The sequence below is a fragment of the Enterobacter sp. R-1.6.2 genome, assembly GCF_035064085.1.
Lineage (GTDB): Bacteria > Pseudomonadota > Gammaproteobacteria > Enterobacterales > Enterobacteriaceae > Enterobacter > Enterobacter asburiae_B.
This window is the reverse complement of sequence record NZ_JASEYI010000006.1, coordinates 123,492-142,112: the sequence shown is the minus strand read 5'-3', so window position 1 is coordinate 142,112 and position 18,621 is coordinate 123,492. Positions and strand designations below refer to the sequence as shown.

The 18,621-nt window shown below is 55.8% G+C and carries 18 protein-coding genes; 10 read left to right on the top strand and 8 right to left on the bottom strand.

What is annotated here, in order from left to right:
• Positions 1 to 27 precede the first annotated feature (27 nt).
• From aroP to QMN93_RS08975, 3 genes are all read left to right on the top strand, one after another.
• Positions 28 to 1,398 carry an aromatic amino acid transporter AroP gene (aroP, locus tag QMN93_RS08985; RefSeq protein WP_029739677.1) on the top strand — a complete coding sequence of 457 codons (1,371 nt, stop codon included), beginning with the start codon at positions 28 to 30 and terminating at the stop codon, positions 1,396 to 1,398.
• Positions 1,399 to 1,562: 164 nt separating this feature from the next.
• On the top strand, positions 1,563 to 2,960 hold the full coding sequence (locus QMN93_RS08980; RefSeq protein WP_033144647.1) for a glycoside-pentoside-hexuronide (GPH):cation symporter: 1,398 nt from the start codon (positions 1,563 to 1,565) through the stop codon (positions 2,958 to 2,960).
• 10 nt (positions 2,961 to 2,970) lie between these two features.
• A complete protein-coding gene (locus QMN93_RS08975; RefSeq protein WP_193138846.1) occupies positions 2,971 to 3,921 on the top strand; it encodes a family 43 glycosylhydrolase in 951 nt (316 codons plus the stop codon).
• 18 nt (positions 3,922 to 3,939) lie between these two features.
• Here QMN93_RS08975 and ampE read toward each other — a convergent pair whose 3' ends face one another.
• A complete protein-coding gene (gene ampE / locus QMN93_RS08970; RefSeq protein ID WP_033144645.1) occupies positions 3,940 to 4,794 on the bottom strand; it encodes a beta-lactamase regulator AmpE in 855 nt (284 codons plus the stop codon).
• Positions 4,795 to 4,803: 9 nt separating this feature from the next.
• Entirely contained in the window at positions 4,804 to 5,355 is a 552-nt protein-coding gene (gene ampD / locus QMN93_RS08965) for a 1,6-anhydro-N-acetylmuramyl-L-alanine amidase AmpD (protein WP_024907473.1), read from the bottom strand.
• Positions 5,356 to 5,442: 87 nt separating this feature from the next.
• On the opposite strand from ampD, the gene nadC reads away from it, so the two are divergent.
• The 4 genes from nadC to hofC all read left to right on the top strand — a co-directional run bounded on the left by nadC (position 5,443) and on the right by hofC (position 9,515).
• A complete protein-coding gene (gene nadC / locus QMN93_RS08960) occupies positions 5,443 to 6,336 on the top strand; it encodes a carboxylating nicotinate-nucleotide diphosphorylase (RefSeq protein ID WP_033144643.1) in 894 nt (297 codons plus the stop codon).
• 174 nt (positions 6,337 to 6,510) lie between these two features.
• A complete protein-coding gene (gene ppdD, locus QMN93_RS08955; RefSeq protein ID WP_058840541.1) occupies positions 6,511 to 6,948 on the top strand; it encodes a prepilin peptidase-dependent pilin in 438 nt (145 codons plus the stop codon).
• A gap of 10 nt (positions 6,949 to 6,958) precedes the next feature.
• On the top strand, positions 6,959 to 8,341 hold the full coding sequence (gene gspE, locus QMN93_RS08950; protein WP_182383047.1) for a type II secretion system protein GspE: 1,383 nt from the start codon (positions 6,959 to 6,961) through the stop codon (positions 8,339 to 8,341).
• Positions 8,331 to 9,515, top strand: a complete 1,185-nt coding sequence (hofC, locus tag QMN93_RS08945; protein WP_193138845.1) for a protein transport protein HofC — start codon at positions 8,331 to 8,333, stop codon at positions 9,513 to 9,515. Before gspE ends, hofC begins: the two co-directional genes overlap by 11 nt.
• 43 nt (positions 9,516 to 9,558) lie before the next feature.
• On the opposite strand, the gene QMN93_RS08940 is transcribed toward hofC, so the two are convergent.
• On the bottom strand, positions 9,559 to 10,602 hold the full coding sequence (locus QMN93_RS08940; RefSeq protein ID WP_064673239.1) for a GMP reductase: 1,044 nt from the start codon (positions 10,600 to 10,602) through the stop codon (positions 9,559 to 9,561).
• A 228-nt stretch (positions 10,603 to 10,830) separates the two neighbouring features.
• Between QMN93_RS08940 and coaE the strand changes: the two genes are divergently transcribed.
• Genes coaE through yacG form a run of 3 tightly spaced genes read left to right on the top strand, consistent with a single transcriptional unit; the run spans position 10,831 to position 12,398 of the window.
• The gene (coaE, locus tag QMN93_RS08935) at positions 10,831 to 11,451 is read left to right on the top strand and encodes a dephospho-CoA kinase (protein WP_033144633.1); all 621 of its coding nucleotides are present in this window, start codon (positions 10,831 to 10,833) and stop codon (positions 11,449 to 11,451) included.
• On the top strand, positions 11,451 to 12,194 hold the full coding sequence (zapD, locus tag QMN93_RS08930; RefSeq protein ID WP_023310405.1) for a cell division protein ZapD: 744 nt from the start codon (positions 11,451 to 11,453) through the stop codon (positions 12,192 to 12,194). The genes coaE and zapD overlap by 1 nt, the downstream gene beginning before the upstream one ends.
• Positions 12,195 to 12,203: 9 nt before the next feature.
• Positions 12,204 to 12,398 (top strand): DNA gyrase inhibitor YacG, encoded by a 195-nt coding sequence (gene yacG / locus QMN93_RS08925; RefSeq protein WP_023310404.1) that lies wholly within the window; start codon positions 12,204 to 12,206, stop codon positions 12,396 to 12,398.
• Positions 12,399 to 12,432: 34 nt separating this feature from the next.
• Here the strand turns inward: yacG and mutT are convergent, their stop codons facing one another.
• The 5 genes from mutT to ftsZ all read right to left on the bottom strand — a co-directional run bounded on the left by mutT (position 12,433) and on the right by ftsZ (position 18,600).
• A complete protein-coding gene (mutT, locus tag QMN93_RS08920; RefSeq protein ID WP_023310403.1) occupies positions 12,433 to 12,825 on the bottom strand; it encodes an 8-oxo-dGTP diphosphatase MutT in 393 nt (130 codons plus the stop codon).
• Positions 12,826 to 12,882: 57 nt separating this feature from the next.
• Complete coding sequence (gene secA, locus QMN93_RS08915) at positions 12,883 to 15,588, bottom strand: preprotein translocase subunit SecA (protein WP_023310402.1); 2,706 nt, start codon at positions 15,586 to 15,588, stop codon at positions 12,883 to 12,885.
• Between the two features lie 58 nt (positions 15,589 to 15,646).
• Positions 15,647 to 16,150, bottom strand: a complete 504-nt coding sequence (gene secM, locus QMN93_RS08910; RefSeq protein WP_033146485.1) for a secA translation cis-regulator SecM — start codon at positions 16,148 to 16,150, stop codon at positions 15,647 to 15,649.
• A gap of 279 nt (positions 16,151 to 16,429) precedes the next feature.
• Positions 16,430 to 17,347, bottom strand: a complete 918-nt coding sequence (gene lpxC, locus QMN93_RS08905) for a UDP-3-O-acyl-N-acetylglucosamine deacetylase (RefSeq protein ID WP_008501977.1) — start codon at positions 17,345 to 17,347, stop codon at positions 16,430 to 16,432.
• A gap of 101 nt (positions 17,348 to 17,448) precedes the next feature.
• Positions 17,449 to 18,600, bottom strand: a complete 1,152-nt coding sequence (gene ftsZ / locus QMN93_RS08900) for a cell division protein FtsZ (RefSeq protein ID WP_008501978.1) — start codon at positions 18,598 to 18,600, stop codon at positions 17,449 to 17,451.
• Positions 18,601 to 18,621: the final 21 nt, after the last annotated feature.

Sequence of the window (18,621 nt, the reverse complement as noted above, 5' to 3'; positions counted from 1 at the left end):
ACATAACAACCACACACGAGGTTTCAAATGGAAGCTCAACAGCACGGCGATCAGCTAAAGCGCGGGCTTAAAAACCGCCATATACAGCTGATCGCACTGGGCGGTGCGATTGGTACCGGCCTGTTTCTGGGCAGCGCATCCGTTATCCAGTCAGCCGGTCCCGGCATTATTTTGGGTTACGCGATTGCCGGCTTTATTGCCTTTCTGATTATGCGCCAGCTGGGTGAAATGGTCGTTGAAGAGCCAGTCGCAGGCTCCTTCAGCCACTTTGCCTATAAATACTGGGGCAGCTTTGCCGGTTTCGCCTCGGGCTGGAACTACTGGGTGCTGTACGTTCTGGTTGCCATGGCCGAGCTTACCGCCGTCGGGAAATACATTCAGTTCTGGTATCCCGAGATCCCAACCTGGGCCTCCGCAGCGGCTTTCTTCGTCATTATTAACGCCATTAACCTGACCAACGTAAAAGTGTTCGGTGAGATGGAGTTCTGGTTCGCTATCATCAAGGTCATTGCCGTTGTGGCGATGATCATCTTCGGCGGCTGGCTGCTGTTCAGCGGCAACGGCGGCCCGCAGGCAACCGTGCGCAACCTCTGGGAACAGGGCGGCTTCCTGCCTCACGGCATGACGGGCCTCGTGATGATGATGGCCATCATCATGTTCTCGTTCGGCGGTCTGGAGCTGGTGGGCATCACCGCCGCTGAAGCCGACAACCCGGAGCAAAGCATTCCAAAAGCCACTAATCAGGTTATCTACCGCATTCTGATCTTCTATGTGGGCTCGCTGGCCGTGCTGCTCTCCCTGCTGCCGTGGACGCGCGTGACCGCCGACACCAGCCCGTTTGTGCTGATCTTCCACGAGCTGGGCGATACCTTTGTAGCAAACGCACTCAACGTGGTTGTTCTGACAGCAGCGCTCTCCGTTTACAACAGCTGCGTATACTGCAACAGCCGTATGCTGTTCGGCCTGGCCCAGCAGGGCAACGCGCCTAAAGCGCTGCTCAACGTCGATAAACGCGGCGTGCCGGTAAACACAATTCTGGTTTCGGCGGTTGTGACCGCGCTGTGCGTGCTCATTAACTACATGGCTCCGGAATCGGCGTTTGGCCTGCTGATGGCACTGGTGGTCTCTGCCCTGGTCATCAACTGGGCGATGATCAGCCTGGCGCACATGAAGTTCCGCCGCGCCAAGCAGCAGCAGGGCGTCACCACCCGCTTCCCTGCCCTGCTCTATCCGCTGGGCAACTGGGTGTGCCTGGTGTTCATGGCGGCCGTACTGGTGATCATGCTGATCACCCCGGGTATGGCGATTTCCGTCTACCTGATCCCGGTCTGGATTGCGATCCTTGGCGTAGGCTATCTCTTCAGCCAGAAAAGCCGTAATGCCATGAAAGCACACTAAGCCTCTCTCCGCGGCGCCTGTTTTTGCGGGTGCCGCGCGTTGTTACCTCCCTCACACTTTCGCGCCCACAGCGCATTTATCCATATCACCGCCCTGATACTGCAACGCATATATTCCTTTGCCAGCAAATAATTCTCTCCATACCGTAAACCGGAGAGCTGTCGATGGATAACAACACACTGTCAGTAAAAGAAAAGATCGGCTATGGGATGGGAGACGCGGGATGCAACATCATCTTCGGCGCCATCATGCTGTTTGTTAACTATTTTTATACGGATATTTTTGGCCTCGCCCCTGCGCTGGTTGGCGTGCTGCTGCTTTCCGTACGGGTGATTGACGCCGTAACGGACCCGATCATGGGCGCGATTGCTGACCGTACCCGCAGCAAATATGGTCGGTTTCGTCCATGGCTGCTGTGGATCGCTTTCCCCTACGCGCTGTTCAGCATTCTGATGTTCACCACGCCGGAGTGGAGCTATAACAGCAAAGTTATCTATGCGTTTGTCACCTACTTCCTGCTCTCTTTAACCTATACGGCCATCAACATTCCCTACTGCTCGCTGGGCGGGGTGATCACCAACGATCCAAAGGAGCGCGTGGCCTGCCAGTCGTATCGCTTCGTGCTGGTCGGCATCGCCACGCTGCTGCTCTCATTAACGCTGCTGCCGATGGCCGACTGGTTTGGCGGGGATAACAAAGCCAAAGGCTATCAAATGGCGATGACCGTTCTGGCGCTGATTGGAACCTGCATGTTCCTGTTCTGCTTCGCCACCGTGCGCGAGCGCGTACGCCCGGCGGTACAGACCAACGACGAGCTGAAAAACGATCTGAAAGACGTGTGGAAGAACGACCAGTGGGTACGCATTCTGCTCCTGACCCTGTGCAATGTCTGCCCGGGCTTTATCCGCATGGCGGCCACCATGTATTACGTCACCTGGGTGATGGGCCAGAGCACCCACTTCGCCACGCTGTTTATCAGCCTGGGCGTAGTCGGCATGATGCTCGGCAGCGTGCTGGCAAAAGTGCTGACCGACCGCTGGTGCAAGCTCAAGGTCTTCTTCTGGACCAATATCGTTCTGGCGATTTTCTCAACCGCCTTTTATTTCTTCGACCCGAAAGCCACCGCCACCATCGTGGTGCTCTACTTCCTGCTGAACATCCTGCACCAGATCCCGTCTCCGCTGCACTGGTCGCTGATGGCCGACGTGGACGACTACGGCGAGTGGAAGACCGGTAAGCGCATCACCGGGATCAGCTTCTCCGGCAACATCTTCTTCCTGAAGCTGGGGCTGGCGATTGCCGGGGCGATGGTCGGCTTCCTGCTCTCCTGGTACGGCTATGACGCGGGCGCAAAAGCGCAAAGCGCGGACGCCATTAACGGGATCGTGCTGCTCTTTACCGTCATTCCCGGCATTGGATACTTAGTTACCGCTGGCGTAGTGCGCCTGCTGAAAGTGGACCGCGAAACCATGAAGCAGATCCAGTCCGATCTGGAAAAGCGTCGCAATAACTACCGCGAGCTGAATGATTATCAGGAACTCAAAGCCGCAGAGACAAAATAAGGAAAGCCGAATGCAAACCTGGCCAAACCCGTTTATTGAACAACGCGCCGATCCGTACATTTTACGCCATGAGGGGCGGTACTATTTTATCGCCTCCGTGCCGGAGTACGACAGGCTGGCGATCCGCCGCGCAGAGTCTCTGGAAGGCTTACGTAATGCCGAAGAAGTGGTGGTCTGGCGCAAACCCGAGACCGGCCCGATGAGCCAGCTGATCTGGGCGCCGGAACTGCACCACATCGACGGGAAGTGGTACATCTATTTTGCCGCGACGCATACCCAGGCGCTCGACGCACTCGGGATGTTCCAGCACCGTATGTTCGCCATTGAATGCGCGGACGGCGATCCGCTCACCAGCGCGTGGGTGGAAAAAGGGCAGATCAAAACGCCTTTCGATACCTTCGCGCTGGACGCCACCACTTTTGTTCATCAGGGTAAACGCTGGTATCTGTGGGCGCAAAAAGCGCCGGATATCACCGGAAACTCCAATCTTTATCTGTGTGAAATGGAGAACCCCTGGACGCTGAAAGGCGAGCCGGTGATGCTCAGCAAGCCGGAGTATGACTGGGAGTGTCGCGGTTTTTGGGTCAACGAAGGCCCGGCGGTACTGATTCACGGCGATAAGCTGTTTATCAGCTATTCAGCCAGCGCCACCGACGAGAACTACTGCATGGGGTTACTGTGGATAGACCTGAATGCCGATCCGCAAAACCCGGCAAACTGGCACAAATCCCCGCGTCAGGTGTTCGTTACCAGCTATGAGAACCGCCAGTTCGGCCCGGGACACAACAGCTTTACGCAAACGCCCGAAGGGGAAGATGTGCTGGTGTATCACGCGCGTAATTACACCGAAATTGAGGGCGATCCGCTGTACGATCCGAATCGCCATACCCGCCTGAAGCGCGTCCGCTGGAATGAAAACGGGATGCCTGATTTCGGCATCCCGCCCGCGGATACGCTTTAGCCTTTGCGGCGCGCTGGCCTACACCAGCGTGCCGTAGATAGTCAGCAGCGCCACGATCACCACCACCACAAACGACGTTTTCTTCGCCATGGAGACAGCGGCTTTCGGCGTTTCAATCTTGTCGGTATGCGGCTCACGCGCCAGCGAGAACTGCGCCAGACGCGTTAGCACCTGGTACTGCGACGTATGGCGATCGGCAAGAGAAGCGAACCATGCGGGCAGCGCTTTTTCACCGTGACCAATTAACGCGTACACCACGCCGACCAGACGCACCGGGAGCCAGTCGATCACGTGCAGGATGGCGTCAATACCGGACTGCAGGCGTTCATGCGGCGTCAGATAACGGGCAAGCCAGGTCTGCCAGGCGCGCAGGAACGCATATCCCATCAGCAGTACCGGCCCCAGCGGACCACCCACTACAAACCAGAACAGCGGCGCAAGGTAGTAACGGAAGTTAATCCACAGCAGCGCGTTTTGCAGCTCGCGCAGGAATTCGCGCTCGTCACAGTCCGGCGGCACGCCGTGGATCATCGTCAGCTCGCTCGCCATGGCACCGCGCGCATGGGCATCGTCACGGGAGGCGGCTTTCAGGTATGCGTGATAGTGTAAACGCACCTTGCCTGCGCCAATGCACAGCACCCCAAGCAGGATCCACACCACCAGCAGCGGCACGTTGAAAAAGAGTCCGTACAGCGAACGCAGGAGCAGGAACGTAATGACCATCACCCCAGCCATCATCAGCAGCGTGCGCAGCATGGAAAAATGTTTGATACGGCGGAATAATACCTCCAGCCGGTGATCCAGATGCCAGTGCTCGCCGAGCTTGAACAGGCGTTCAGCGATGATAACCAGCAGCATGGTAAACAACGTCATGGTATCTCCTTATTCTGACGACGCGGTGAGCATGGCGCGAAACCGGGGCCAGTCAAAGGCCGGGCCGGGATCGGTTTTTCTCTCCGGGGCTATATCACTGTGTCCCGTGATATTGTCGGCGATAGCCGGGTAGAGTCCGATAAGCGTGCGGGTCACTGCCGCTAGCTGTTGATACTGTGAATCGGTGTAGGGCGTCGTATCCGTGCCTTCCAGTTCGATCCCGATAGAAAAATCGTTGCACCGTTCGCGCCCGTGATACATCGACACACCGGCATGCCAGGCGCGCTTATCAAAGGGAACATACTGAACCACTTCACCATCGCGACGAATCAGGCAGTGAGCCGATACGCGCAGATGTGCAATTTCAGCAAAGAAGGGATGAGCATCGGGATCAATCGTTCCCGTGAATAACGCATCGATCCACGGGCCGCCAAATTCACCCGGCGGGAGACTAATATTATGAACCACCAGCAGTGTGGGCTTTTCATCCTCCGGGCGGCAATCGTGGTGCGGCGAGGGCACGTGCCGCGCATCCACCAGCCATCCGTTTTCTAACAACATGCTGGAACTCCTTCTGTATGGTGCAATGACTCGGTTCAGAGTAGCATGTTTCAATATTATGATTCGTTACCAATTTGGAGTTTTATCATGCCGCCTCGCCGCTACAACCCCGACCACCGACGTGAAGCGCTTCTGGAACGTATTAATATGGATATTCCGGCAAGCGTCTCCCATGCTTTGAAAGAAGATCTGGGCGGTGACGTTAACGCTGATAAGGATATTACCGCACAATTGTTGCCAAAAGAGACGCGCTCGCACGCGGTCATTATCACCCGTGAAGACGGCGTTTTTTGCGGCAAGCGTTGGGTTGAAGAGGTCTTTACCCAGCTGGCGGGTGATGATGTGCAGATTATCTGGCACGTTGAAGACGGCGATGCAATTACGGCAAACCAGCCGCTGTTTGAACTGGACGGTCCTTCCCGCGTCTTGCTGACCGGCGAACGTACCGCGCTCAATTTTGTACAAACGCTCTCTGGCGTGGCCAGCGAAGTGCGTCGCTACGTTGACCTGCTGGCCGGTACCCGCACCCAGCTGCTGGATACCCGCAAAACGCTGCCTGGCCTGCGCACCGCGCTGAAGTATGCGGTGCTGTGCGGCGGCGGCGCAAACCATCGCCTGGGCTTATCCGACGCCTTCCTGATTAAAGAGAACCACATTATTGCCTCTGGCTCCGTGCGTCAGGCGGTGGAGAAAGCCTTCTGGCTGCACCCGGATGTGCCTGTCGAGGTAGAGGTCGAAAGCCTGGAAGAGCTGGAGCAGGCGATCAAGGCCGGGGCCGATATCATCATGCTCGATAACTTCGAAACAGAGCAGATGCGCGAGGCGGTAAAACTGACTAACGGCCGGGCCCAGCTTGAAGTATCCGGGAACGTCACTTTCGAAACGATCCGTGAATTCGCCGAAACCGGCGTGGATTACATCTCCGTCGGCGCGTTGACTAAACACGTTCGCGCCCTCGACCTCTCAATGCGCTTCAAATAACGCATTCTCCCCTCTCCACCCGGAGAGGGGAATTTCAGCCCCGCTCGCAGATCCGCTGTTCTTCCCTGCAACACTGAATAAATTCTCTGAAGCCTCCTTCCCGTTCCCTTTTTTGCCTCTCGTTTCTGCTCTTTCTCGCTGACAAAGTAGCGCCACTTTGCATAAGGAGCAGATATGGACAGACAACAAGGCTTCACACTCATTGAGCTGATGGTGGTCATTGGCATCATTGCGATTCTGAGCGCCATCGGCGTTCCCGCCTATCAGAACTACCTGCGCAAGGCGGCGCTGACCGATATGCTGCAAACCTTCGTTCCCTACCGCACGGCCATCGAGCTTTGCGCGCTGGATCACGGTGGCGTGGAGAGCTGCGACGCCGGCAGTAACGGTATCCCTTCCCCCACCACGACACGCTACGTTTCAGGAATGAGCGTGGCGAAAGGGACCGTGACCTTAACAGGACAGGAGAGTCTTAACGGGCTGACGGTAACCATGACGCCACGGTGGAGCGACGGCAACGGTATGACGGGCTGGACGCGCGACTGCAACATCAGTGCTGACAGCGCCCTGAAACAGGCCTGCGAAGACGTTTTCCGCTTCGACAATAACTGAGGAGCGGATAATGAATACCGATCAACTCGTGGCGCTTTGTCAGCGCCATCACGCTCTGCTGCTCACCAGCGACAGTGAGATGGTCAGCATCGCCGTCGTGGGCAGCCCCGCGGCTGAACTCATGGAGGCGCTGCGCTTCGCGACCCAGAAACGGATTGATATTGAGTGCTGGAGCGCTGAGCGCATGGAAAAACACCGGCAGCTAACGTCACAATCGCATCTGCCCGTCGTTTCGCAAACACACTCGACGGTGGATATCCTCAATCACACGCTGCAGCAGGCAATCAACCAGCGCGCCTCCGACATTCATATCGAACCGATGGAGCATGCATGCCAGATTCGTTTACGCATCGACGGGGTTCTTTGCCCCCAGCCTCCGCTTTCCGCCTCGCTTGCAAGCCTGTTCAGCGCACGTTTAAAGGTGCTGGGTAATCTGGATATTGCAGAACGTCGTTTACCTCAGGACGGTCAGTTTACGATTGAGCTGGCAAACGAGCCGGTCTCGTTTCGGATCGCGACGCTTCCCTGCAGCGGTGGTGAGAAAATTGTGCTGCGTCTCCTGCATCAGGTTCAACAGGCTCTTGAGCCGAAAGCGCTTGGCATGAGCGCAGAACAACTGGCCTGTTTCAATGAGGTTCTCCACCAGCCGCAGGGGCTCATTCTGGTCACCGGCCCCACCGGCAGCGGCAAAACCGTGACGCTGTACAGCGCGCTGCAGGCGCGTAACACCCCAGACGTCAACATCTGTAGCGTGGAGGATCCCATTGAGATCCCCCTTGCGGGATTAAACCAGACGCAGATTAATCCCCGGGCGGGTTTAACATTCCAGAGCGTGCTGAGAGCGCTGCTGCGTCAGGATCCAGACATCATTATGGTCGGCGAAATCCGTGACGGTGAAACGGCAGAAATTGCCATTAATGCCGCCCAGACCGGTCATCTGGTGCTGTCAACGCTGCACACCAACTCGACGACGGAAACCCTGATTCGCCTGGAGCAGATGGGCGTCGCGCGCTGGATGATATCTTCCGCGCTGTCGATGGTGATTGCCCAGCGGCTGGTCCGGCGTTTGTGCCCGCACTGTTGCCGGGAAGCCAGCGAGCATGCTGAATTACCGCGCGCCGTATGGTCAAGACCGCTTCCACGCTGGCAGCCCACCGGCTGCGATCGCTGTTATCACGGTTTTTATGGCCGCGTTGCCATTTTTGAAGTACTGGCGATCGACAATGCCCTGCGCCAGGCCATTGCCAGCGGGGCGGGAATCGAAGTGATAGAGGCGAGCGCCCGGCAGGCGGGAATGATTTCTCTTTTTGAGCACGGCTGCATGGCCGTCGAAAAAGGGCTGACCACGATCGAAGAGCTGGTGCGCGTGCTGGGAATGCCGGATGGCTGCTAATCAGCTCTGGCGCTGGAGAGCGCTCACCAAAGAAGGTGAACCCCAAAGCGGAACACTCTGGGCCACAGACCGCAATGCCGCCTTCACCAGGCTGATGCGTAGCGATCTCCATCCTCTGGCGCTTACCCGATGCGCTCAGCGGTACCGCTGGCGGCCGCATCACTGCTACGAGATGTTTCGCCAGCTCGCAACGCTTCTGCAGGCCGGGCTTACGTTGTCCCACAGCCTGCAGATGCTGGCAGAACAGCATCCGTTAAAACCGTGGCAGGCGCTGCTGCAAAGCATTGCCGATGAGCTCAGTGAGGGATCCCCCTTTTCTGAGTCGCTAAAAAAGTGGCCAGCCGTTTTTAGCCCACTGCATGTCTCGATGGTGAAAACCGGTGAGCTCACAGGAAAGCTGGAGGAGTGCTGTCGTCAGCTCGCGCAGCAGCAAAAAGCGCAGCAGCAGCTCAGTGCGAAAGTGAGAAAGGCGCTGCGCTACCCGGCGATCGTCCTGACGCTGGCCGTACTCGTGGTGCTGGCAATGGTCACCCTGGTCTTGCCCGAGTTTGCCGCGATCTACAAAACGTTTAACACGCCGCTTCCGATGCTGACACAAATGGTCATGGGGATGGCCGCATTTATCCAGTCCTATGCCCTCGCGTTGTTCGTCGCGTTATTAATGCCCTTAGCCGCCGCCTGGGCTCTGAGGCAGAACCCTCGCTGGCAGCGCATACTGATCCATACGCCCGTGATGGGCGCGCTGGCAAAAGGCCAAAGGCTGGGACACATCTTTACCGTGCTGTCACTCACGCAGCAGGCAGGTATCCCCTTTTTACAGGGCCTGGAGAGCGCAGAGGAGACCGTTGAAAGTCGCTATTGGCGGGGAATACTCCGCAGCGTTCGCGAGGACATTGAAAAAGGTCTCCCCGTCTGGTCATCCTTTCAGAAAGCGACAATCTTTACCCCGCTGTGTATTCAGCTTTTACGAACCGGCGAAATGTCAGGTGCGCTGGACATCATGCTGGAAAATCTCGCCCGGCACCATACGGAACAGACCTTTCAGCGGGCAGATAATCTGGCGGCACTTCTCGAGCCAGTGCTTCTGATTGTGACAGGGGTCATCATCGGCACGCTGGTGGTGGCAATGTACCTGCCGATTTTCCATCTGGGGGATGCGATGAGCGCGGGTTAGGGCTAAACAGTGCTGGCGCACGGGCATGCGCCAGCAGAAGCCATTACAGGCTATTGAACACGCGGTTTTCCTGTTCCTGAACGCGAATAAACGTCGTACGTTTCGTCAGCTCTTTCAGGCGGGATGCCCCAACGTAGGTGCAGGCCGAGCGCAGGCCGCCGAGGATATCGCGCGCGGTGTATTCAACCGGGCCGCGCAGAGGCAGCTTCACGGTTTTACCTTCTGCCGCACGGTATTTTGCCACGCCACCGACGTGACGGGTCATCGCGGATTCAGAGCTCATGCCGTAGAAGAGCATAAATTTCTCGCCATTTTCTTCCACAACGGTACCACCGCTCTCTTCGTGTCCAGCCAGCATACCGCCGAGCATTACGAAGTCTGCGCCGCCGCCGAAGGCTTTCGCAACGTCGCCCGGCATGGTGCAGCCGCCATCGCTGATGATCTGGCCGCCCAGACCGTGCGCCGCGTCGGCGCATTCAATGACGGCGGAAAGCTGCGGATAACCGACGCCGGTTTTGACGCGGGTCGTGCACACGGAGCCCGGGCCAATACCCACTTTCACGATATCTGCACCGGAAAGGATCAGCTCTTCACACATTTCACCGGTCACCACGTTGCCCGCGATGATGGTTTTCGTCGGCCAGGCTTCACGCGCCTTGCTGACGAACTGCACGAAGTGTTCGGAGTAACCGTTCGCCACGTCAATACAAACGAAGTTGAGCGCCGGGTTAGCGTTCAGGATCTGTTTGGTCTTCTCGAAATCCGCATCGGAGGTCCCGGTAGAAACCATCACATGCTTGACCACGTCAGCAGGCGCGGTCGCAACAAACGCATTCCACTCTTCAGGGCTGTAATGTTTGTGCACGGCGGTGAGAATGTCGAACTGTGCCAGGGCGGTTGCCATCTCAAAGGTTCCCACAGTATCCATGTTGGCGGCGATGATCGGCACGCCAGACCAGGTCTGACCGGAATGCTTAAAGGTGAATTGACGTTCGAGTTCAACGTCTGAGCGACTTTTCAGTGTAGAGCGTTTAGGGCGGATAAGAACGTCTTTAAAACCTAACTTCAGATCTTCTTCGATACGCATGTGCGGATTCCTGGGGTTAGAGGCAAATATGTTAAAAGCACAACTCCAGTGACGTTATCATACGCACTAATACCTGCTCCGCAAGACTGCGAAATTCTCTTTTTTTACGCTACAATCCTATAAATTTACCTGGTAAAAAGCCGGTAAACAGGGCCAAACAGTTGCCAGCGCACCTAATAGTTTTAAACAACTGATTTTAATAATGAATAATTCCCAGGATTTGAATTAATGGGGTATATCGTCGCATTAACCGGCGGCATCGGTAGTGGCAAAAGTACCGTTGCGGACGCGTTCTCTCGTTTGGGTATCACGATTATTGATGCCGATATCATTGCCCGCCAGGTGGTAGAGCCCAATACACCCGCGCTAAAGGCCATCGCAGAACATTTTGGTCAGGCAGTCATCAGTGCCGATGGCACACTGAATCGCCGTCAGCTTCGAGAATGTATTTTTTCTGATTCTGCGGAAAAAGCCTGGCTTAATGCCCTGCTCCACCCCATCATCCACCAGGAAACTCAACGTCAGATAGCCGCAGCCCGCTCGCCCTATGTCCTGTGGGTGGTTCCGCTACTGGTTGAAAATCAGCTGCAGAAGAAAGCCGATCGTGTGCTGGTGATTGATGTCGCACCCGAAACGCAAATCCAGAGAACCATGACGCGCGATCGCGTCTCTCGGGAGCATGCTGAACAAATTCTTGCCGCTCAGGCTACGCGCGCTCAGCGCCTTGCCGTGGCGGATGATGTTATTGATAATAACGGCGCACCAGATGCCATTGCATCGGATGTTGCCCGTCTGCACGCGCAGTATCTGACGTTCGCCGCGCAGGCCGTTGCACAGGAAAAACCATAATGTCGACACACATCCTTTTTGAGCATCCGCTCAACGAAAAAATGCGCACCTGGCTGCGCATCGAATTCCTTATTCAACAACTTTCACAACATCTGCCTGTTAACGATCATGCCACCGCGCTGCACTTCTTCCGCAACGTAGGCGATCTGCTGGATGTGATTGAACGCGGCGATGTCCGCACAGAATTACTCAAAGAGCTGGAGCGCCAGCAGCGTAAATTGCAGGCATGGACAGAGGTCCCCGGCGTAGATCAGAGCCGTATCGACGCGCTCCGCCAGCAGTTGAAAAGCAGCAGCGCCGTCCTGATGGCCGCGCCGCGCGTCGGGCAGTTTTTGCGTGAAGACCGCCTGATTGGCCTGGTGCGCCAGCGTCTGAGCATTCCTGGCGGCTGCTGCAGCTTCGACCTGCCGACGCTGCATATGTGGCTACATATGCCTCAGGCGCAGCGTGACGCACAGGTGAACAGCTGGCTGGCAAGCCTGGAGCCAATGCACCAGACGCTATCGCTGATCCTCGATCTGATCCGTAACTCTGCGCCGTTCCGCAAGCAAACCAGCCTGAATGGTTTCTTCCAGGATAACGGTGATGATGCCGATCTTCTGCGTCTCAATCTGTCTCTCGGCGAACAGCTTTACCCACAGATTTCCGGGCATAAGAGCCGCTTTGCGATTCGCTTTATGCCGCTGGACAGTGAAAATGGCACCGTGCCGGAACGTCTCGATTTTGAACTGGCCTGTTGTTAAGGAGTGCCGATGTCTGATGTCACCACCGTAAGCTGCCCAACCTGTGGCAAAACCGTTGTCTGGGGCGAAGTCAGTCCGTTCCGCCCATTCTGCTGCAAGCGCTGCCAGCTCATTGACCTGGGCGAATGGGCGGCGGAAGAGAAACGCATTCCAAGCGAAGGCGATCTCTCGGATAGCGATGACTGGAGTGAAACCCAGCAGTAATCTGTAAAGCCTGCTGGCGCTTCGCTCAGCAGGCCTACGGTTGTGCGACTAACCGCAGGATCACGGGTTCATTAGCTGGCGGGAATTTTTCGGCATCACTTGCCTGAAGTTCCACCCAGTTACCCGGCTGTCCCTCTTTTCCCCAGGGTTCCCCCTCCCAGTTTTCTACCAGCCAGAACCACAGCGTGATGTGCCTGTCCGGAAACTGGTACTCAAGCTTATCAAACAGCGTTGCGCCAAGCGGCGTGATCCCCACCTCTTCCTGAAGCTCCCGAACCAGCGCCTCTTCCGGCGTTTCACCTGACTCGATTTTACCGCCTGGAAACTCCCACTTGTTCGCCATATGGGCGTCGGCAGCGCGCTGGGTGATGAAGATTTGGTTTTGCGGGTTGCGAATAATCCCGACGGCAATTTGCAGTATTTTCATATTGTCACTTCCATAAAAAAGGCGCAGATTTCTGCGCCTTTTTGTTTTTTTATGAACTTAGCTCAGACGGCCGTGGCACGCCTTGTACTTTTTACCGGAACCACACGGGCAAGGATCGTTACGACCCACTTTACGATCGCCGGTCTGCGCGGCGATCGCCGCTGCGGCTTCGCTGTCGTCGGTCTGATGACTCAGCTGTTGCATTTGTGCCAGGCGCTCGGCCTCTTCACGACGCTGCTGCTCCATCGCTTCCACTTCTTCAGGCATACGCACCTGAACCTTGCTCAGGGTGCTGATCACTTCATACTTCAGTGATTCCAGCATCGAGGCAAACATGGAGAAGGATTCACGCTTATATTCCTGCTTCGGATCTTTCTGCGCATAGCCACGCAGGTGAATACCCTGACGCAGGTAGTCCATCGCCGCCAGGTGCTCTTTCCACAGGGAGTCGAGCGTCTGCAGCATCACGCCTTTTTCGAAATGACGCATCATTTCAGCGCCAACAACCTCTTCCTTACGCTTGTAGACGTCCAGCGCGGTTTCAAAGATACGTTCGCGCAGGGTCTCTTCGTGCAGCTCAGGCTCTTTATCCAGCCACTCTTTGATTGGCAGATCGAGGTCAAAGTCATTTTTCAGACGTTCCTGCAGGCCTTCGATATCCCACATCTCTTCCAGAGACTGCGGTGGAATATGCGCGTCGATGGTGGCTTTAAACACATCTTCACGAATGCTGTTGATGGTTTCGCTCACGTCGGACACGTCCAGCAGTTCGTTACGCTGGGTGTAGATCGCGCGACGCTGATCGTTAGCCACATCATCATATTCCAGCAGCTGCTTACGAATATCAAAGTTGCGGCTTTCCACTTTACGCTGTGCGTTAGCGATCGCTTTAGTCACCCACGGGTGCTCGATGGCTTCGCCAGGTTTCATCCCCAGCTTACGCATCATGCCGGACACGCGGTCGGAGGCGAAAATACGCATCAGCGCATCTTCCATAGACAGGTAGAAGCGGGATGAACCGGCATCACCCTGACGACCCGCACGGCCACGCAGCTGGTTATCGATACGACGAGACTCGTGACGCTCTGTACCGATAATGTGCAGACCGCCGGAAGCCAGGACGGCGTCATGACGAACCTGCCAGTCGGCTTTGATCTGCGCAATCTGTTCTGGCGTTGGGTTTTCCAGCTCCGCCACTTCAGCCTGCCAGCTACCGCCCAGCATAATATCGGTACCACGACCCGCCATGTTGGTGGCAATGGTTACGGCAGCCGGATAACCCGCCTGCGCAACAATGTCCGCTTCTTTGGCGTGGAATTTGGCGTTCAGAACGTTATGTTTGATACCCGCTTTAGTCAGCTCGTGAGAAACCACTTCGGATTTCTCGATGGAGATGGTCCCCACCAGAACCGGCTGGCCATTGGCAGTGCGGTCGCGAATATCTTCGATGATCGCCTGAATTTTTTCCGCTTCGGTCATGTACACCAGGTCCGGCATATCCTTACGGATCATCGGACGGTTGGTTGGAACGACCACGGTATCCAGCTTGTAGATGGAGCTGAATTCAAACGCTTCGGTATCAGCAGTACCGGTCATCCCCGCCAGCTTCTCGTACAGACGGAAATAGTTCTGGAAGGTAATAGACGCCAGCGTCTGGTTTTCATTCTGAATATCCACACCTTCTTTGGCTTCCACAGCCTGGTGCAGTCCGTCAGACCAGCGACGTCCCTGCATGGTACGGCCGGTGTGTTCATCGACAATGATCACTTCGCCGTCTTTAACGATGTAATCGACGTCGCGGGTGAACAGCGCGTGGGCGCGCAGTGCAGCGGTCACGTGGTGCATCAGCATGATGTTGCTCGGAGAGTACAGGGACTCGCCCTCTTCCATGATGCCTTCAGCTACCAGCAGCTCTTCAATTTTCACCAGACCACGTTCGGTCAGGTTCACCTGGCGTGCTTTTTCATCTACGGAGAAGTGGCCTTCACCCTGGAAGGTATCCGAGTCCTCTTTCTCCTGGCGCAGCAGGTGTGGAATGATTTTGTCGACTTTACGGTACATCTCGGAGCTGTCTTCAGCCGGGCCGGAGATGATCAGCGGGGTACGCGCTTCATCGATCAGGATGGAGTCAACCTCATCCACCAGCGCATAGTGCAGCTTACGCTGTACGCGCTCTTCCGGGCTGAACGCCATGTTGTCACGCAGGTAGTCGAAGCCGTATTCGTTGTTGGTGCCGTAGGTAATATCTGCGTTATACGCTTCGCGCTTGGCTGGCGCAGGCAGGCCGGACATGTTGATGCCGACGGTCATACCGAGGAATTCGAACAGTGGACGGTTGTTTTCGGCGTCACGCTGCGCCAGATAGTCGTTGACGGTAACGACGTGAACGCCTTTACCGGTCAGCGCGTTCAGGTAAGCCGGCAGCGTTGCGGTCAGGGTTTTACCTTCACCGGTACGCATCTCCGCGATGCAGCGCTCGTTGAGCACCATACCACCCAGCAGCTGGACGTCGAAGTGACGCATGCCGAATACGCGCTTACTCGCTTCGCGCACGACAGCAAACGCTTCCGGGATCAGGCTTTCTAAGGTTTCACCTTTTTCCAGACGCGCACGGAATTCCGCAGTTTTCGCTTTCAGCTCGTCATCAGAGAGCTTCTCCATCGCTGGTTCCATACCGTTGATGACGGCAACAGCTTTGCGCATACGGCGCAGGGTACGATCGTTACGACTACCAAAAACTTTAGTTAACAATTTGATTAGCATAATAAATTCTCAAACGCCCCATTGTGGGCAGATAAATTAAGGTATTGAAAAAGTTAATTTAGCTGAGGCGTTGCGGCCCGGCGCGAATGCCGTGAGCCTGGCTAATCCAGGTTGAAACAGAGAATGAAGCTGGTGAAACAAACGCACGCTGCGTTGTCTGACGAACCATGACCGGCGGCTGGCTGTCCTGCGTGAGCAGCGCGTTGAGCGTGTCCAGCAGGGCAAGATGCTGAGCCTGCACCGGCAGCGCCTCTTCCGCAACAGGCATGGCCTGCGGTGCCATCGCAAAGGACAGATGGCGGATAACGGTGCGGATAGCGTGCTGGTGCCAGTAATCGACGGTGAAGTTTGGGCGGCGACTGGCTTCAAGCCACGCGAGGTTAGTGAAGTTAACCCGCGTGCTGAGATCGTGTTTAGTGGTGGAGGTTTTTGCGGGCGTCGCCGCTTCGGCACTGTTGCTGAGCGCAGGCAAGCCGAAACTCGCCGCGACCATCCCTAATAAGAGATGCGGCCAGAAGTAACGTCTGCCAAATTGTCGCCAGCGCGTCAGTATTCCGCTCACCTGCTCCACCCAATAAGCCAGCCTTGCAGAGGCTGAGTTCAGTTATTCATTTTAGCGCCCAGATAGTACCACTAAAGCCAATATACATCAGCAGGAATGAGGTGCCGCCGCGGAGAAAAACGGTCAAGAATGCAGCTAACGCACATATTTTCTGAGTAAGACAAACGAGAGATAACGCTGGGGTAAACGAAGAAGGGTAAAAATAAAAACGACTGGTCTTCCTGGTCGGAGAGAGTACCAGGTTAACCAGTCGATTTTTTTACGAAACGGTTTGAACCGTTACGCCAGAACCATGCTTGGTGCTTTGAAAGCCAGCGGCAGTTCAGCTTCGTCTTCGAAGGTCACATATTCCCAGGCTTCCTGTTTTGCCAGGACGGCCTGCAACAGTTTGTTGTTCAGCGCATGACCGGATTTGAACGCGGTAAATGCACCAATGATGTTGTGACCACACATGAACAGGTCGCCGATAGCATCCAGCATTTTGTGACGAACGAATTCATCTTCGAAACGCAGGCCGTCTTCGTTCAGTACGCGATAATCGTCAACAACGATGGCACAATCGAAGCTGCCGCCCAGGCACAGGCCGCGGGACTGCAGATATTCGATATCACGCATGAAGCCAAATGTACGGGCTCGGCTGATCTGGCGCATAAACGCATCGGCAGAGAAGTTCATCGCATAGCGCTGGGTGCTGGAGTCAATCGCCGGATGGTTAAAGTCGATGGTAAAGTCCAACGAGAAACCATTGTACGGTTTGAATTCAGCCCATTTATCGCCATCTTCGACGCGAACGGTCTCTTTGATGCGTACAAATTTCTTCGCGCAGTTCAGTTCTTCGATGCCGGCATCCAGCAACAGATAGACGAACGGTGCAGCACTGCCATCCATAATCGGGATTTCTGGCGCATCGACTTCAACAATAATGTTGTCGATACCCAGACCCGCCAGGGCGGCGTTCAGGTGCTCTACGGTAGAAATCCGCACGTCATGCTCGTTCACCAGACAAGTACAGAGCATAGTATCACGCACAGATTTGGCATCGGCCGGAAAATCTACCGGTGGATTCAAGTCGGTGCGACGATAGATGACCCCGGTATTGGCCGGCGCAGGGCGTAACGTCAGCGTGACTTTCTTGCCGGTATGTAAACCGACACCAGTCGCCTGAACGATACGTTTAAGTGTCCTTTGTTTGATCATCGTATAATCTCGCCAAATTAACTATCCAACCGAGAGTGTATATCACTAACGGTGGGCCAGTTTAGCACAAAGAGCGCAAATCCCCTAATTCCAGCCAATTCTTAGTCAGCTTGCTTACGCAGGAACGCCGGGATATCCAGATAATCTGGCTCTTTCGCCGTTTGCGGCGTTGGGTCGTTCACCACTTTCGCGGCCGGTTTCTGCTCCTGAGTCAGAGGAGACATACCGTGCTGCTGGTAACGATCCATTACCGGTTGCTGAGTCTGCTTGTTGGTCACCAGGGTGATCTCAGGACGCTTGTCCATACCGATACCGGTCGCAACAACAGTAACACGCAGCTCGTCGTTCATTTCAGGGTCAAGGGAAGTACCGATTACCACGGTAGCGTTGTCAGAGGCGAACGCACGGATGGTGTTCCCCACGGTTTCGAACTCATCCAGACGCAGGTCAAAGCCAGCGGTAATGTTGACCAGCACGCCGCGCGCACCAGACAGATCGATATCTTCCAGCAGTGGAGAAGAGATAGCCATTTCAGCCGCTTCTTCAGCACGGTCTTCACCGCTCGCCACGCCAGAGCCCATCATCGCGTAGCCCATTTCGGACATAACGGTGCGAACGTCTGCAAAGTCAACGTTCATCAGGCCAGGACGGGTAATCAGTTCAGCGATCCCCTGAACCGCGCCTTTCAGCACGTCGTTTGCTGCACCGAATGCGTCCAGCAGGGAAATACCGCGACCCAGAACTTTCAACAGCTTGTCGTTCGGGATGGTGATCAGCGAGTCCACATGCTTGGACAGCTCGGTGATACCCTGCTCCGCGAAGGCCATACGCTTCTTGCCTTCAAAATTGAAAGGCTTGGTCACGACAGCAACGGTCAGGATACCTAAATCTTTTGCCACTTCAGCCACAACAGGTGCTGCGCCGGTACCGGTACCGCCACCCATACCTGCTGCGATGAAGACCATGTCCGCACCTTCCAGTGCAGCGCGCAGCGCTTCACGATCTTCTTCAGCCGCATTGCGACCGACTTCCGGGTTAGCCCCTGCTCCCAGCCCTTTGGTGATACCACCGCCGATCTGGATAGTCTGGCCTACAGCCGTCTTACGCAGTGCCTGCGCATCGGTGTTAACTGCGAAGAATTCAACACCTTCAATGCGTTCACGCACCATATGCTCTACGGCGTTACCGCCGCCGCCACCGACGCCGATGACTTTAATCACCGCGTCGTTGGTCAGTTCCATAGGTTCAAACATAATTTCTCTCTCCGTTGTGCC

What these genes read in the sequence shown, in the direction of transcription:
- aroP (WP_029739677.1), top strand. Translation starts at nt 28, where the DNA reads ATGGAAGCTCAACAGCACGGCGATCAGCTAAAGCGCGGGCTTAAAAAC.
- QMN93_RS08980 (WP_033144647.1), top strand. Translation starts at nt 1,563, where the DNA reads ATGGATAACAACACACTGTCAGTAAAAGAAAAGATCGGCTATGGGATG.
- QMN93_RS08975 (WP_193138846.1), top strand. Translation starts at nt 2,971, where the DNA reads ATGCAAACCTGGCCAAACCCGTTTATTGAACAACGCGCCGATCCGTAC.
- ampE (WP_033144645.1), bottom strand. Translation starts at nt 4,794, where the DNA reads ATGACGTTGTTTACCATGCTGCTGGTTATCATCGCTGAACGCCTGTTC.
- ampD (WP_024907473.1), bottom strand. Translation starts at nt 5,355, where the DNA reads ATGTTGTTAGAAAACGGATGGCTGGTGGATGCGCGGCACGTGCCCTCG.
- nadC (WP_033144643.1), top strand. Translation starts at nt 5,443, where the DNA reads ATGCCGCCTCGCCGCTACAACCCCGACCACCGACGTGAAGCGCTTCTG.
- ppdD (WP_058840541.1), top strand. Translation starts at nt 6,511, where the DNA reads ATGGACAGACAACAAGGCTTCACACTCATTGAGCTGATGGTGGTCATT.
- gspE (WP_182383047.1), top strand. Translation starts at nt 6,959, where the DNA reads ATGAATACCGATCAACTCGTGGCGCTTTGTCAGCGCCATCACGCTCTG.
- hofC (WP_193138845.1), top strand. Translation starts at nt 8,331, where the DNA reads ATGGCTGCTAATCAGCTCTGGCGCTGGAGAGCGCTCACCAAAGAAGGT.
- QMN93_RS08940 (WP_064673239.1), bottom strand. Translation starts at nt 10,602, where the DNA reads ATGCGTATCGAAGAAGATCTGAAGTTAGGTTTTAAAGACGTTCTTATC.
- coaE (WP_033144633.1), top strand. Translation starts at nt 10,831, where the DNA reads ATGGGGTATATCGTCGCATTAACCGGCGGCATCGGTAGTGGCAAAAGT.
- zapD (WP_023310405.1), top strand. Translation starts at nt 11,451, where the DNA reads ATGTCGACACACATCCTTTTTGAGCATCCGCTCAACGAAAAAATGCGC.
- yacG (WP_023310404.1), top strand. Translation starts at nt 12,204, where the DNA reads ATGTCTGATGTCACCACCGTAAGCTGCCCAACCTGTGGCAAAACCGTT.
- mutT (WP_023310403.1), bottom strand. Translation starts at nt 12,825, where the DNA reads ATGAAAATACTGCAAATTGCCGTCGGGATTATTCGCAACCCGCAAAAC.
- secA (WP_023310402.1), bottom strand. Translation starts at nt 15,588, where the DNA reads ATGCTAATCAAATTGTTAACTAAAGTTTTTGGTAGTCGTAACGATCGT.
- lpxC (WP_008501977.1), bottom strand. Translation starts at nt 17,347, where the DNA reads ATGATCAAACAAAGGACACTTAAACGTATCGTTCAGGCGACTGGTGTC.
- ftsZ (WP_008501978.1), bottom strand. Translation starts at nt 18,600, where the DNA reads ATGTTTGAACCTATGGAACTGACCAACGACGCGGTGATTAAAGTCATC.